Below are 13,237 nucleotides of genomic sequence, written 5' to 3'. Positions count from 1 at the left end.
GGTGCGGACTACGCGGCCTGTGCGACCTCTTCCGGCCCGTTGGGCGCTCCGCCCTTGATGGCCTTCATCTGTGGCCGCATGGCGTCTTCCATGGCCTTGCGGCCCCGGTTCCAGGAGTCGGGCACGAGGTGGCCGTACGTGTCGGCTGTGACCCTGATGGACCTGTGTCCGAGCCAGCGGCTGACCTCCAGCAGGGACACGCCTGCGGCGAGCATGGTGGAGGCGAAGAAGTGGCGTAGGTCGTGCGGCTTGTACTTCAGGCCGAGCTTCTTCATGACCTGACGCCAGTGGTAGTAGAAGCCCTCGTGCGTCAGCAGCTCCCCGGCCTTGGTGACGAAGAACAGCCCGGAGGCCCCCAGGAGCGCGTGGACGCCGTGCCGGGCGGTGTGGCGGGTGATCTCCCCGGCCAGCCACCGGGCCAACGGCACTTCCCGGTAGTCACCCGCCGCGCGGTGCTTGAGCGGCACGAGACCCTTGCGGTTGCCCTTGCCGTCACCCTTCTCGGTGGTCTGCCGGTACACCCGGTACACGTCGCCCCGGCAGCAGTCTTCGGAGGCGGCGAATGCCTCGGAGGGGCGCACGCCCACCCCGGAGATCAGCCACACGTTCAGCCGGTACTCCGCTGGCATCTCGGCGGCGATCCGGACGACTTCCGGAAGCGTGGGGATCTCGTCCAGGTCCACAGCCTTGGAGGAGACACGGGGCAGCTTGAGTCCCCGGCACGGGTCCTTGGCGATGCGGTCGTTATCCACGGCGGCCTTGAACATGGCCTTCATGGGGATCACACGAGTGCCGATGGTGGATGCCATGAGACCGGCCTCTTCCATGGCCTTGACGACGCGCTGAGCATCGTTCGGGGTCACCCCGGCGACTGTCTTCCGCCCCAGCGTCGGTATCAGATAGTTGCCCGCGAACCCTGTGTAATCCCGCAGGGTGTTGGGGGCGAGGATCTGAGCCGACAGCCACTCGTCCCACCACGCCGCAACGGTGATCTTGCCTCGGTCGGGGTCGAGATAGACGCCCTGGAGCTTGTCCGCCTCCATCTGGTTGCCGTGCGCTTCGGCCTGCTTCTTGCTGGGGAACGTCTTCTCCCGCTGGCGGCCGGAGCGCCCTCCCGGCTCGCGGTAGCGGACGGTCCACGGGTGCCCGCATCGGCCCTTGGTGCAGGGTTCGGCCTTGTCCTTCTTGCACTTCTGAAACGTGGTCGCCACTGAGGGTTCCGCTTCTTTCTTCGAGAGTGCCGACCGGCCGGGGCCGTGTCGGGCCGGGCGTGATCGCTCCGGCCCTTTCAGTTTGATCACGAGCCACCATCTACTGTCAACTGTCGGTGGACCACCGTGCGTGGTACGGTTTGGAGTATGACGGCATACGAGAGTGGGTTCGAGTTCACCCAGCACCAGGGCGCATGGGACATCCGCATGTGGTGGCCGAGCGGTCCGGTGACGGGCGGCCCGCAGCGCATCACCATCGAGAAGGCGGAAGATGCACCGGCACGCGACGTGGCGCGCGGGATCTCCACCACCGTGCTCCGCAGGCTCGATCTCCCGGCAGCGGTCAAAGCGGCCGAGGAAGCGGGCCCCAGCCTCGAAGAAGGGGCGCGGGAGATCACGCAGATGGTCGAGGAGGCAGGGGCAACAGCCAAACGGCTCCTTGAACTTGAGGGCGTCTCGGCGCCCTACCTGGTGATGTTGTCAGCCGTCTACGTCCAGATGGCCACCATCGGGGCGCGTCGCCCGATTGACTGGCTGGCCCGGTTGATTGAGCGGCGTCCGGAGACGGTCCGCGACCATCTGAAGAAGGCCCGTCGGGACGGGTTGTTGAGTTCGATGGCTGGAAAGGCTGGCGGCGAGCTGACCGAGAAGGCTCAAGCCGTCCTGGATTCCACTTCCGGGTAGCCGCAGTTTGCCAATTTCATATCCCACAAGCCCCCGAGGCCCCTCGGGGGTTTCTCTTTGCCGGGAGGGTTAGTTGACCAAGCTGATGACCGTTAACGATGTTGCTGATTTTCTGGGCGTTCCGAAGTCGTGGGTGTACGACAACTGGAAGCGTGAGGCGATTCCTTTCAAGCGGGTAGGGAAATCGCTTCGCTGCCGCCCAAATGACCTCAATCGCTGGCTGGATGAGCAGGGGGCCCGATGATCGCCCCGGACGCGGACCCGTTCTCCGAGCACTCGCCCTGGGACAGGGCTGAGCCGATGGCGCTGGCCGCCCCGCGCCGAGATTCACGTTCTGCCGAACGGATCATGAAGGGGAGTGTCGAGCCAGGGTTGATTAGTTCGGCACCCAAGCCCAGGTCTGCTATCCGCTACGAGTGGGAACGGGCCCTGTGGAACTGCCCTGACGTGGCGGGCAAGTACAAGCACGTCTTGGCGGCGGCGTCGTTCTTCGCCACCTTCGACACCGGCCGGGACCTTCGCGCTCCGCAGGAACTCATAGCCGAGGCTTCCGGGGCGTCGCTGAGCACGGTGGGCCGCGCCATCAAGTACGGCCGAGAGAACGGCTGGCTGTGGGTGGAACACAAGTCGAAGGGGAAGGGTGACTGCGACGTGCACTGGCTGACGATTCCCCGGCACGAGCACGGGCATAGCTTCACGGACATGAAGGCCAGGGCCAGGGAGTACGACCACACGTCACGCTGACCTACTACCTAGTGATGTTCACCTAGTGCTCTTCAACAAGGGAGTTTCACCAAGGGACTTCTACCGAGGGTTGTTGACCGAGTGATCCTGGGCTGGTTGAGCCTGAGTCTCTGAGTTGGCCAGCCTTTGAGGCTGGCCTTTCTCAGGGTTCAAGTATGACCTTCTACCAGCCAAGGCAGATCATGGATTCCGTTCCTCCCCGCTGCGGCGGGTGATCTCGACAACACTTCTCTGATTCCCTGTTACCAGTCGTCCGTAGTGACACCTACGTACCAGGTAGGGAAAACTTCCCTTCCGTTTCGTGTCCCTTCGGTGCATAGGGGACACCGACATTAATAGTGAGGGGACAAGCCGCCCCACGGCGTGACCTGTGTCCCACATTCGTGACTCGCCGAGAGTTTCGCCAGATGTCTCACCGACGCACAGGGAGAGGCGTTTCCTCGCAGTGTCTCCAGCCCCGGCCACCCTCTGGTGGCCGGGGTCTTCCTTTTGCTCACAGATTCGCGTTTCAGCAACCAACCGCAAGGATTTCCCTATGTTCGATCGTCACGCATTCGCTGCCCGTCGCATCACTCTCGACCTGTCCGTTGAGGAACTGGCCGACGAAATGGTTGTGGCTCCCTCCACCATCTACCGGTGGGAGTCCGGAGAGACCACCCCCAGCCTTCGGATGCTCGTGCAGGCATCCCGCCACCTCTGCGCGCCACTGCTCTCGCTGATGACCGGCGACGACACCGAACAGCGCCGTAAGGCCACCGCCGTTGACGCCTTGATCCGCGAGGATGCCCCGGCGTCCTAAGACCCGATCGATTAGTTAGGAGACATCAATGAGCGACCACCAGACCGATTCCCATTCCGCGGCCCCGGTGCCAGCCGACGGTTCCGAGTCCGTTCGGGCCGAGGTGCGGCGCGAGTACGCGGCCAAGCTCGCACAGGCCGAACTCAAGGCCCATGCCGCCCAGGCGGGCATCAAGCTCGCTGAGGGCTTCACCGATTACCTGGACTCTTCCAAGCTTCTGGGAGAGGACGGCTCTCCGTCAGCCGAGGCCATCGCGAAGGCCCTTGAGCCGCTGAAGCCTGCTGAGCCTGAGTTCCCGCAGATCCAGGGCATGGGCTATTACCCGGGTCCGCCGTTCCGGCCTACCCCCGGCGTTTCTCTCGACATCCGCAACCGATAACCCCGGAGTACCCCTATGACCTTTGCCTACCAGAACCCCGCCACTCATACGTTCGTTCCGGAGCTGTGGGATGCCGAACTCCTCACCCAGTTTGACCCGCTGCTGGTGTGGGCGGCCCCGTTCGTGGCGAACAACGACTACGAGGGCACCATTCAGAAGATGGGCGATGTCGTCCACATCAACTCGCTCATGCGCCCCACGGTCGGGGACTACACCATTGCCGAAGGCATGACCGCGCAGCGGCCGGAGACCGTGGATCAGAGGCTTCCGATCACGGAGGCTAAGTATCTTCAGGTCCTCATTGAGACCGTTGAGCAGTACCAGGCGGCCGGGGGCATGAACTCCCCGATCAATCAGCAGATGATCCGTGCCCTGGCCCGGGAGGCCGACACGTTCATGGGCAATGTGATCTCCAAGGGCGCCACGGAGCTGCCGAAGATCAAGGCGACGGCCGGGAATGCCCCTGCTGCCATGTACGGCGCGATCCTGGACATGATGCTGGCCCTGGACGAGAACGACGTTCCCGCAGGCCGGTTCGTGGTCGTCTCGCCGCGCGTGAAGCGCTACCTCGTGGAGCATCCGGCCGTTGCCAATGCCGCCGCCTATGGTGAGGGTGGTGTGACCGCAAACGGCGTCGTAGCGCGCCTGGGCGGGTTCACCGTGGCCTCTACCACCGCCATGCCCAAGGGCGTGGACATCGTGGCCGGACACAAGGCATTCGCCACCTTCGCCTCCCAGTTCACCGGTTTCCGTGAGGGCCAGTCGGAGAAGTTCCGGGCCGACTACATCGACACCCTCCACCTGTACGGCGGGAAGATCGTGCGCTATCCGGAGCTGGACGCCAAGAAGGCCGACAATACCTTTGATGAGTCCAAGCCGACCAAGGGAATCGTCAAGGCCGCCGTGGAATGGGCCACCGCGGCCTAACTCTGGATTAGTTCGGGCCCCTGCCGACGAGGTGGGGGCCCGTTCCCGTTCACCCTCCGCAGTGCCGGCCATCGGCTCACCGTGATGGAATTCGCCCCACTTCAGGGCCGCTAGGTGTCATCTTGCATTTCCGTGACGCCAGACCCGAAAAGAGTGATGGACCTCACTCACATTCCACCCATCAGGGCCCAAAATGCCCCGCACTGCACCGCCGAACCCGCCCGGCAGGGGCGAGCCAGAGGAAATGTATCGAGCCTGGAAAATTTGATACCCGTACACGATGGAAGGAAGGCACCCCCGGTGGGTTCTATTGTTTATCTAACGTCCATTACCCCCACCCTTGAATTGAAATGAAAATGCACGATTGTGATATAGGTCACGCATAATTGGGCTTGCTTCGGGGTTGCTGTGGGGCAGGATGGAATCAGTTCCGCAAGATCGACTGCGGAGGCCGTTAGAGACTCACTCCGGCCACTTCTGAGACTTCCCCATTCCGCCCTATCTAAGGATTCGTGCGTCATGCGTAAGACCGTTCTCGTGCCCGTCCTCAAGACCGTGTGCGATGCCCACATAGCGCGGGATGGAAGCGAGCAAGAGGCCACGGACACGCTGACCCTGGGAGCCCGTGCGTGGGACCTGTGCACGGAACACGCGGCTACGTTCGGCCGGTACCTGGTAGATGCCCTGGGGGCTGGTCTGCCGGACGCTGACGAGTCGGAGCCTGAGTCTGACTCTGTGATCGTGGCTCCCGAACCTGAGCCCGTGCCCGTGGCTGATCCGTCACCCGTTGCCGAGTCGGAGCGCGATGCGGAGGACGTGAGCGAGGAAGCGAACGAGCCTGACCCTGTGCGATCCGTGATGCTGGCGGGTGAAGTGCCGGGGTACGACTGGGAGTCGGCCCGTGACGCGGTGCGCCACGCTGGCTATGAGGTGGTGGGCCGTGCCGATGACTCCACTGTGTTGCTCATCCTGGGTGAGGGTGGGGAGCGCAACGGCCACAAGCTGCGGGACGCGTCCGAGCGTGGCATCCCGTGCATGGACGTGCGGAAGCCGGGCCGCTTCAAGTCGGCCGTTCTCTCCGGTGAGTTCGTAGGTGGTGACCCGCTCCCTGAGCCTGCCAAAGTCGATCGGTCGGGCATGAGCGATCGGGAGCGTAACCGTGTGATCCGGGCATGGGCCCGCGAGAACGGGTGGCCCAACCTCCCCGTGCAGGGACGTGTCCCGATGCAGGTACGTCACGCCTACGAACTGGCCCACCAGGACGCAGCGGAGGGAAAAGCGGTAGCGGCCTGAGCGCCGCGCCCACGGTGACGGCCGCCAGGCGTGGCCATCACCCCCGGCCCACTGACTCAGCCCTGTGGAAGAGCGCCAAGGGCTACGGGGCCGGAGCGAAACCGAGCAAGCGCGACTACGCGCCGGGAAGCTGGGTCACGTGGACTACCCCCAGGGGCAAGAGCCGTACGGGGATCGTGACCACCGATCCCGTGACCGTGGCTCAGGTCAAGCGCACTGCGGAGGTAGGCGGAGCCAGGGACGCCCGGACCCGGGCCGCCGTGATCCCGTCCGATGGTGGAGACACCGTTCCCCTGTGCCTGCCGAACAGCAACAACCCAGACGCCCAGGTCAAGGACAACGGCCGTTGGCGCAACGCCACCCCGGCCCACAACCAATCAACTCACGAGGAAGCACAGGCAGCATGAACACCCCCGTTCTGTACGGTCCCATCGGCCGCGCCGTCCGCAAGATCTCCCCGTTCCTGGAAGCGGACGCCCTGGGGGTGTACGTGGCCGCCCTATCGATGTGGTCGGCCGCCATCGGAGGCACGGTCAAGGTGTCGTCCCGTGGCTCCGCCCGGCCCGTACTCCTGTGGAGTGCGTTGGTCGCCGGAACGGGCAGGGGGAAAGGCTCCGCGCTGCGGGCCGCGCTTCACGTCCTGGACAAGAGCTTGGGTCGCTTCCTGGCGACGCATACGACTTCCGGGATCACGTCCGGGGCCAGTCTGGTCAACCACTTGTGGGAGCAACAGGAGGCCACGGAGGAGACCGAACACGGGCGTGATGTGAGGGCGTTCGTATGTGAGGAGGAGTGGAGCGAAACGCTTCGCAGGGTGAAACGGGATGCGTCCTACACAGGCAAGCTCCGGTCCTGCTTCGATGGGGCGCCGCTTCGCAACACCACCAAGGAAGAGGCTCAGGTAGTCGAGTCCCCGGCCCTGGTGATGCACTGCCACATCACGCCCACGGAATGGGTCAAGTACATCGGTGCGTCTGACGCGGCCGGAGGCTCCTACAACCGCATCCTGCCGTTCCTGCTCGGATCGGTTCCGATGCTCGATGACGACCGCGTGAGCCTGCCGAAGGTGGACGGCTCCGAACTGTCCGACGCTTACGGGTGGGCCACCGCCCGCCCCCGCGTGATCACGCTCTCCGAGGACGCCCGGCCGCTGTGGCGGACCGTCCGCCGGTACGCCCGCATCTTGGGCGAGACTCTGCCGGAAGCTCAGGCCGTTTTCATCGAACGCACCGCAGAGCAGACGCTCAGGGTGGCCGCCTGCCTCGCGGCCTCCGAATGCTCTGAGATCATCACGGACGAAATGCTGTCGGCCGCGTTCTCGCTCGTGCGCCGCTCCGTCCAGGACGCCGTACGGATCACCAAGGGAACCGACGCTCCGAAGGTGAAGCGGCAGCCGCTCAGCCTCGCTGACAAGGTCCGCGCCCGGATCGAACTGCACGGCGGTCGGGCTACCTCTTCCCAGGTGCTCCCGTACGTGGGAGCCACGGCCGAAGAGGTCAAGGCACTCCCCGGAATCGTCGTGACCGTGGAACGGGAAGGGAAGACCGGTCGCCCGAAAACGGTCCTGACGCTCCGCGGTGACGATTCCGGTCACTCAAAGGCTCAGCCGGCCAGCGCGGAGCGTGACCTGAACGGTGACGATTCCCGTCGCTCTGTGTCGCGGCCGGCCAACTCTCAGCGTGAGCAGAACCGCGCCACGGTGGTCCGCATGGACGCCTACCGCTCGACTCCCAGGCAGGCCCCGGAGCCCGCGCCCGAACCGAAGCGCCCGGAACCGCTCGACGCCAACCCCTTCCGAGCACTCCTCTAACCAACCAAAGAAACGCCCCGGCCAGGATGGCCGGGGCGTTCTTGCTTTGCTTCGGCTCAGCTCAGCACAGCACGACCAATCAAGGTCCCGATGTGGTCAGGCTCAGGGGCGTCGAGAACCCACACTTCCGCCTTCTCGAACCCGGCCCGCAGAAGCAGGCTCTCCCACTTCCGTGGGGTGTAGCTGTAGCGGTAGGTGAACAGCGCCTTCCCCGCAAACCCACCCTTGTACATGCCTTGCGGCCCGTAGGCGCCTGGGATGGCGGGGGGCTGCGAGAACGCGAAGACTCCGCCGGGAGTGAGCCGCTGCGCCACCAAGGGGAAGAGGCGCGCGGGGTCGGCGAACCAGGCCGCCCCAAAGATCGAATAGATCGCCTCGTACGTCTCCGGGTTCTCGCGCAGGTGCTCCAGCACCTCCGCGCAGACGAACCGAGCACCGAGCGAGCCCCACCGCTGGGTGACGTTGTCCACCATGACGGGTGAGAGATCAACACCTGTGACTTTCACGCCTTGTTCCGCGAGGAACGCGGCGGCCCGTCCGGTGCCGCATCCGATCTCAAGAGCGGTTGTTGGCTGCCCCAGCACTTCCGGCCCCGGCCCATGCCCCTGGTACTGCGTCCAGCAGAAGACCGGGGGCGAGTCGTTGACTGAGCCTTGCACGCTCTTGCTGTTGGCGTACTGGTCCCAGAGTTCGCGTTCGTTGTCGATGTTGTGCTGAGCAGCCAACAGAGCTTCCTTTGCGCCTAGTTGAGGTTGGGCCCCTGCCCCATTGTGCGGGGCAGGGGACTCTAGCGGGGGTCAGTGACTGTCGGGCACCTTGTCGTCGCACGGCGAGCAGTCAGGGTCATCCATGGCCCACAGCTCCTCATCCACGGCGAACCCGTTCTCTCGGATGACTTCGGCAGTGCGGCCCACAAGCCCGTCCCTGCGGCGTTCGATCAGTGGCGCGTGGTGCTTGTACTTGCCGCCGTTGTAGACCTCGCAGAGCGCGAAGTAGACGGGCGTGTCGAGGATGAGCTGATGGACGCCGATGTCCACCGTCTTGCCCACGCCTATGTGCACGTCTCGGCGCTCCATGGCCGTGAGGGTGTACGCGATCGCTTGCCCGAGGATGCGTTCCGCCATGTCACGCACCATGACGTTGTCCCGCATCAGAAGCTTGATTTCGCGCTCCCAGATGGTGACGCCTACCGATCCGGGGCTCTCCAGCACGTTGTACGTGTACTCCCTGATGTGCGGGCGTACCGCGTTGAGGAGCGTCTCCGGGTCGCGGAGCAGTGTCCGCGTGGGGCTGTCCAGTACGACAGTCATGCGCTTCCCTTCCCTTGGTGGTGGAGGCAGCTAGGCCGAATGGCCGGGCCGTACCGCACTTGCTGACCCGACCGGCCGACTCCGCTTCACGGTGGCGTGCGACCGGCCGGGCGTTGTGCCCCGCTCTCCGCTGGGGAGCCTCACCTAGCCAGCGGGGAGTGGGAACTCATGGTTGTGTTGGGGTGAGCTTCCCGGCAGCGGCCATGACCAGGAGCGCAACGACGGTTCCCCACGTCAGCAGGGCCAGGACCCCGCCCCAGAAGGCCCCGTCGTGGGTGACCCTCCAGCCCCGTAACCGGCTCATCGCCTGCCGCCGATGGTGGCGAGGCCGCGCACGTTGCGGTTATGCCTGGCCAGTGCTTTAAGTTGAAGCTTCTCCCTGTCACTCGCCGCGCGGACGGCAACGGCGCGAGTCTCCCAGCGAAGCCCGGATGGTCGTTTCAAGGTCACTTTCGACCCTTGCTGCTTGGCGACAACGCCAACCAGTTGACTGCCCTTATCGAACACCGGGGTGCCGGGCTCCCACTCCGTTGCCTGTCTCATCGCTTCCGCCTTGTCGCATCGTCGGTGACTGGCATCTACACACAGTCAACGCCCCTGCACGGAACGGAACTTGCACAGAGTTTGCACATCGGGTGTGCGGGGACCCGTACCACCTGTGACGATGGCTGACAGGACCCATTTCCGCGAGGAAGACTGAGCCCATGAGCACTGATCTCCCCCCCGGCGCCAATCTGGCGGCGCTCCGAAAGGAACGCGGCTGGTCACAGGCCCTGCTCGCTAAGAAAGCAAGTATCTCGGTCTCTCTTCTCTCCAAGATCGAAGTCGGGGACCGCACGCTTACGCCTGCGGTAGCGGCTGCGGTCGGCAAACCCATGGGACTGTCCATGGCCGAGGTAATGGGAACGTCATCGGTTGCACGACGTGCGAAGCAGCCACTGGAAGACCTGCGAGCGGCCATCAGGGACTACGACCTGCCCGACCGTGGGGCGGTCGAGGAAAGCAGGTTGAGCGCCGCCATGGGTGCGGCGGACAGGTACCGCAAGAAGGTCGATGTCGCCAAGCTCCTTCCTATGCTTCCCCAGCTATTGAGGGACGCCACGACGCACGCACACGCCGCGAACACTCCCGAAGCCTGGATGGTGCTCGCGGACGTCTACAGCACCGTCTATTGGCTCGCCGCGCGGCATCGCTGGATGGACATGGCAGAGCTGGCCGTGACTCGGCAGCGATGGGCCGTCGAACAGCAACCAAACCCGCTGGGTGAAGCTGTAGCGGCCCGGGACCGTGCAGGCACGTACCTGAACTTCGGAGACGTTGAACGCGGGCTCAGCCTCGTGGACAGGGCCATTGCCAAGGCCCAGGGAGCACTCGACAGCACCGACCGCGACATCGCCGTATGCATCCTCAACCTTCGCGGCATGACCCTGGCAGGCAGGCTCAAGGACAAGAAGGAAGCGAAGCGGGAAGCAGAGCGACACATCAGGTCGGCTCTGGCTACCGCCCAAGGGATGAGCCGCGAACTGGACGTACACGGCCTGACGGTCGGCCCGCAGAACGTGTTCACGCACCGATTGGCCACCTGTGTGGACCTCGGCAGGCCACATGAAGCCCTGGCCCTGACTGATGACCTCGCCTCCGCTCTGGCGGGGATGCCTGCTACCCGAGTGGCGCCGACGTACATCAACGCGGCACGGGCGCAGCTCGACACAGGGGACCGTGACGGCGCCCTGGAGAATCTGTCGATCGCATGGAATGTCGCCCCACAGTTCGCCCGCATCCATCCGATGGGGCGGGAGGTGTTCCGCGTGCTGTCGTCCCTGCACCGCAGGAGCAACGCGGACCTGTTGAGGCTGTCGAAGCTGTCAGGGATCAAGGTCTAGTGCCTGGCATGAGGAGTCAGCACCAAGTCAGCACGGTGCCCACAAAGCAACGGAAACAGACCGGAACGCCCCGAAGAGTAGTTGGGGCATGTAGGCTCTGACCTGGCCGTTTGGCTCTATTGATCAGGGGTGCTATAAGCCCTGATCAGGTAGGGTACGGACTTCGGCGTCAACGTCTGAGCCGAGCAGTCCGCAAGTCCAAGCCGTCCGGCGCCGCACACCCGTGTGCGGCGCCGGACGCGCTCGGCACCGCAAGACCCGCCGTCACGCCCGGGCCGCCGGCCCGGGCGCGGCGGCAGCCCAACGGCAGGCACCACCCCGGGGAGGACACGATCATGGGCGTCACACTCGCCAAGGGAGGGAACGTCTCCCTGTCCAAGGCCGCACCCGACCTCACCCAGGTGATGGTCGGACTCGGCTGGGACGCTCGCTCGACCACCGGAGCCCCCTTCGACCTCGACGCCAGCGCCCTGCTGTGCCAGTCGGGCCGGGTCCTGGGCGACGAGTGGTTCGTCTTCTACAACAATCTGAAGAGCCCGGACGAGTCCGTCGAGCACACCGGTGACAACCTCACGGGCGAGGGCGACGGCGACGACGAGTCGCTCCTCGTGGACCTGTCCAAGGTCCCGGCCCACTGCGACAAGATCGTCTTCCCCGTCTCGATCCACGAGGCGGACAACCGGGGACAGACATTCGGCCAAGTCAGCAACGCGTTCATCCGCGTGGTCAACCAGGCGGACGGCCAGGAGCTCGCCCGCTACGACCTCAGCGAGGACGCCTCCACGGAGACCGCGATGATCTTCGGCGAGGTGTACCGGTACGGCGGCGAATGGAAGTTCCGCGCCGTCGGCCAGGGGTACGCGTCCGGTCTCCGGGGCATCGCTCTAGACTTCGGAGTCAATGTTTCCTAAAGGACTCTGCCCAGGTTCCCCAAACGGCTGACGTGGTCGGCCCGCCGGGGTTCCCGGGATGCCCCCGGGCGGCGCAAGCGGCCGGGGACGGCGCGGGGGAGCCCGTACACACACGATTGGGTAGCCAGTGGTACTGAAAACCTTCGGCTGGTCGTTCGCAGTCACTGCGCTCGGCCTGGTCGCAGCGGTGCTCTTCGGGGGGTGGACCGCGTTCGGGATCGTGGCGATCCTGTCCGTCCTCGAGATCTCGCTGTCCTTCGACAACGCGGTGGTCAACGCCGGAATCCTGAAGAAGATGAATGCCTTCTGGCAGAAGATCTTCCTCACGATCGGCATCCTCATCGCCGTGTTCGGCATGCGCCTCGTCTTCCCGGTCGTGATCGTCGCGGTCAGCGCGAGTATGGGCCCGATCGAGGCGGTCAAGCTCGCGCTCAACGACAAGGACCAGTACCAGCAGCTGGTCACGGACGCGCATCCGTCCATCGCCGCCTTCGGTGGCATGTTCCTGCTGATGATCTTCCTCGACTTCGTCTTCGAGGACCGCGACATCAAGTGGCTCGGCTGGCTGGAGCGCCCGCTGGCCAAGCTCGGCAAGGTCGACATGCTGTCGGTGTGCATCGCGCTCATCGTGCTGCTCGTCTCCTCGATGACCTTCGCCAAGCACGCGCACCAGCACGGCGGCACCCACGCCGACAAGGCGGAGACCGTCCTGATCTCCGGCGTGGCGGGTCTCATCACCTACCTCATCGTGGGCGGCCTCTCCAGCTACTTCGAGAACAAGCTGGAGGAAGAGGAGGAGCGCGAGCACGAGGCCGAGGAGGAGGCCAGGGCCAAGGGCAAGCAGGTCTCCGTGATCCAGCTCTCCGGCAAGGCCGCGTTCTTCATGTTCCTCTACCTGGAGGTCCTGGACGCGTCGTTCTCCTTCGACGGCGTCATCGGCGCCTTCGCGGTCACCAACGACATCGTCCTGATGGCGCTCGGCCTCGGCATCGGCGCGATGTACGTCCGGTCGCTCACCGTCTACCTGGTCCGCCAGGGCACCCTCGACGACTACGTGTACCTGGAGCACGGCGCGCACTACGCCATCGGCGCCCTCGCCGTGGTGCTGCTCGTCACCATCCAGTACGAGATCCACGAGCTCATCACCGGCTCCATCGGCGTCATCCTCATCGGCGCCTCCTTCTGGTCCTCCGTGCGCCGCAACAGGGCGCTGGCGGCGGCCGAGGGAAAGGGCTCGGGCTCGGACGAGAAGGCTGAGCTCTCCTCGGGCGTCTGACCGGCCCCGG

15 protein-coding genes are annotated in these 13,237 nt (G+C 65.0%); 11 read left to right on the top strand and 4 right to left on the bottom strand.

Annotation, left to right across the window (positions count from 1 at the left end; genetic code table 11):
- Positions 1-8 precede the first annotated feature (8 nt).
- Positions 9-1,211: a tyrosine-type recombinase/integrase gene (locus CP982_RS13895; RefSeq protein WP_150510821.1), complete on the bottom strand. Its 1,203-nt coding sequence runs from the start codon at positions 1,209-1,211 to the stop codon at positions 9-11.
- Positions 1,212-1,358: 147 nt separating this feature from the next.
- On the opposite strand from CP982_RS13895, the gene CP982_RS13890 reads away from it, so the two are divergent.
- The 8 genes from CP982_RS13890 to CP982_RS13855 all read left to right on the top strand — a co-directional run bounded on the left by CP982_RS13890 (position 1,359) and on the right by CP982_RS13855 (position 7,847).
- Positions 1,359-1,895, top strand: coding sequence for a hypothetical protein (locus tag CP982_RS13890; RefSeq protein WP_150510820.1), 537 nt, complete (start codon positions 1,359-1,361; stop codon positions 1,893-1,895).
- A 73-nt stretch (positions 1,896-1,968) separates the two neighbouring features.
- Positions 1,969-2,139 carry a helix-turn-helix domain-containing protein gene (locus tag CP982_RS13885; protein WP_229878900.1) on the top strand — a complete coding sequence of 57 codons (171 nt, stop codon included), beginning with the start codon at positions 1,969-1,971 and terminating at the stop codon, positions 2,137-2,139.
- Entirely contained in the window at positions 2,136-2,639 is a 504-nt protein-coding gene (locus CP982_RS13880) for a hypothetical protein (protein WP_150510819.1), read from the top strand. The genes CP982_RS13885 and CP982_RS13880 overlap by 4 nt, the downstream gene beginning before the upstream one ends.
- Positions 2,640-3,174: 535 nt before the next feature.
- Positions 3,175-3,438, top strand: coding sequence for a helix-turn-helix domain-containing protein (locus CP982_RS13875; protein WP_150510818.1), 264 nt, complete (start codon positions 3,175-3,177; stop codon positions 3,436-3,438).
- A 28-nt stretch (positions 3,439-3,466) separates the two neighbouring features.
- Positions 3,467-3,817, top strand: a complete 351-nt coding sequence (locus tag CP982_RS13870; protein WP_150510817.1) for a hypothetical protein — start codon at positions 3,467-3,469, stop codon at positions 3,815-3,817.
- A gap of 15 nt (positions 3,818-3,832) precedes the next feature.
- The gene (locus CP982_RS13865) at positions 3,833-4,744 is read left to right on the top strand and encodes a hypothetical protein (protein ID WP_150510816.1); all 912 of its coding nucleotides are present in this window, start codon (positions 3,833-3,835) and stop codon (positions 4,742-4,744) included.
- Positions 4,745-5,263: 519 nt separating this feature from the next.
- Positions 5,264-6,037 carry an Lsr2 family DNA-binding protein gene (locus CP982_RS13860; protein ID WP_150510815.1) on the top strand — a complete coding sequence of 258 codons (774 nt, stop codon included), beginning with the start codon at positions 5,264-5,266 and terminating at the stop codon, positions 6,035-6,037.
- Positions 6,038-6,440: 403 nt separating this feature from the next.
- The gene (locus tag CP982_RS13855) at positions 6,441-7,847 is read left to right on the top strand and encodes a DUF3987 domain-containing protein (RefSeq protein ID WP_150510814.1); all 1,407 of its coding nucleotides are present in this window, start codon (positions 6,441-6,443) and stop codon (positions 7,845-7,847) included.
- Positions 7,848-7,903: 56 nt separating this feature from the next.
- Here the strand turns inward: CP982_RS13855 and CP982_RS13850 are convergent, their stop codons facing one another.
- The 3 genes from CP982_RS13850 to CP982_RS13840 form a co-directional block, all read right to left on the bottom strand.
- Positions 7,904-8,572 carry a class I SAM-dependent DNA methyltransferase gene (locus tag CP982_RS13850; RefSeq protein WP_150510813.1) on the bottom strand — a complete coding sequence of 223 codons (669 nt, stop codon included), beginning with the start codon at positions 8,570-8,572 and terminating at the stop codon, positions 7,904-7,906.
- A 72-nt stretch (positions 8,573-8,644) separates the two neighbouring features.
- Positions 8,645-9,157, bottom strand: coding sequence for a hypothetical protein (locus CP982_RS13845; RefSeq protein WP_150510812.1), 513 nt, complete (start codon positions 9,155-9,157; stop codon positions 8,645-8,647).
- 300 nt (positions 9,158-9,457) lie between these two features.
- Positions 9,458-9,700: a hypothetical protein gene (locus CP982_RS13840; protein WP_150510811.1), complete on the bottom strand. Its 243-nt coding sequence runs from the start codon at positions 9,698-9,700 to the stop codon at positions 9,458-9,460.
- A gap of 161 nt (positions 9,701-9,861) precedes the next feature.
- Between CP982_RS13840 and CP982_RS13835 the strand changes: the two genes are divergently transcribed.
- From CP982_RS13835 to CP982_RS13825, 3 genes are all read left to right on the top strand, one after another.
- Complete coding sequence (locus CP982_RS13835) at positions 9,862-11,040, top strand: helix-turn-helix domain-containing protein (protein ID WP_150510810.1); 1,179 nt, start codon at positions 9,862-9,864, stop codon at positions 11,038-11,040.
- A gap of 335 nt (positions 11,041-11,375) precedes the next feature.
- Positions 11,376-11,951, top strand: a complete 576-nt coding sequence (locus CP982_RS13830; protein ID WP_150510809.1) for a TerD family protein — start codon at positions 11,376-11,378, stop codon at positions 11,949-11,951.
- 127 nt (positions 11,952-12,078) lie between these two features.
- Positions 12,079-13,227 (top strand): DUF475 domain-containing protein, encoded by a 1,149-nt coding sequence (locus CP982_RS13825; protein ID WP_150510808.1) that lies wholly within the window; start codon positions 12,079-12,081, stop codon positions 13,225-13,227.
- The last annotated feature ends 10 nt before the right edge of the window (positions 13,228-13,237 follow it).

The organism is Streptomyces spectabilis, from assembly GCF_008704795.1.
GTDB classification, from domain to species: domain Bacteria; phylum Actinomycetota; class Actinomycetes; order Streptomycetales; family Streptomycetaceae; genus Streptomyces; species Streptomyces spectabilis.
Note: the sequence above shows the minus strand (reverse complement) of the source record. Positions and strands in the feature narration are given on the sequence as shown.

Bases quoted from the DNA above. Each gene is read 5' to 3' on its own strand.
- CP982_RS13890 (WP_150510820.1), top strand. From the start codon at position 1,359: ATGACGGCATACGAGAGTGGGTTCGAGTTCACCCAGCACCAGGGCGCA.
- CP982_RS13880 (WP_150510819.1), top strand. From the start codon at position 2,136: ATGATCGCCCCGGACGCGGACCCGTTCTCCGAGCACTCGCCCTGGGAC.
- CP982_RS13875 (WP_150510818.1), top strand. From the start codon at position 3,175: ATGTTCGATCGTCACGCATTCGCTGCCCGTCGCATCACTCTCGACCTG.
- CP982_RS13870 (WP_150510817.1), top strand. From the start codon at position 3,467: ATGAGCGACCACCAGACCGATTCCCATTCCGCGGCCCCGGTGCCAGCC.
- CP982_RS13865 (WP_150510816.1), top strand. From the start codon at position 3,833: ATGACCTTTGCCTACCAGAACCCCGCCACTCATACGTTCGTTCCGGAG.
- CP982_RS13860 (WP_150510815.1), top strand. From the start codon at position 5,264: ATGCGTAAGACCGTTCTCGTGCCCGTCCTCAAGACCGTGTGCGATGCC.
- CP982_RS13855 (WP_150510814.1), top strand. From the start codon at position 6,441: ATGAACACCCCCGTTCTGTACGGTCCCATCGGCCGCGCCGTCCGCAAG.
- CP982_RS13845 (WP_150510812.1), bottom strand. From the start codon at position 9,157: ATGACTGTCGTACTGGACAGCCCCACGCGGACACTGCTCCGCGACCCG.
- CP982_RS13840 (WP_150510811.1), bottom strand. From the start codon at position 9,700: ATGAGACAGGCAACGGAGTGGGAGCCCGGCACCCCGGTGTTCGATAAG.
- CP982_RS13835 (WP_150510810.1), top strand. From the start codon at position 9,862: ATGAGCACTGATCTCCCCCCCGGCGCCAATCTGGCGGCGCTCCGAAAG.
- CP982_RS13830 (WP_150510809.1), top strand. From the start codon at position 11,376: ATGGGCGTCACACTCGCCAAGGGAGGGAACGTCTCCCTGTCCAAGGCC.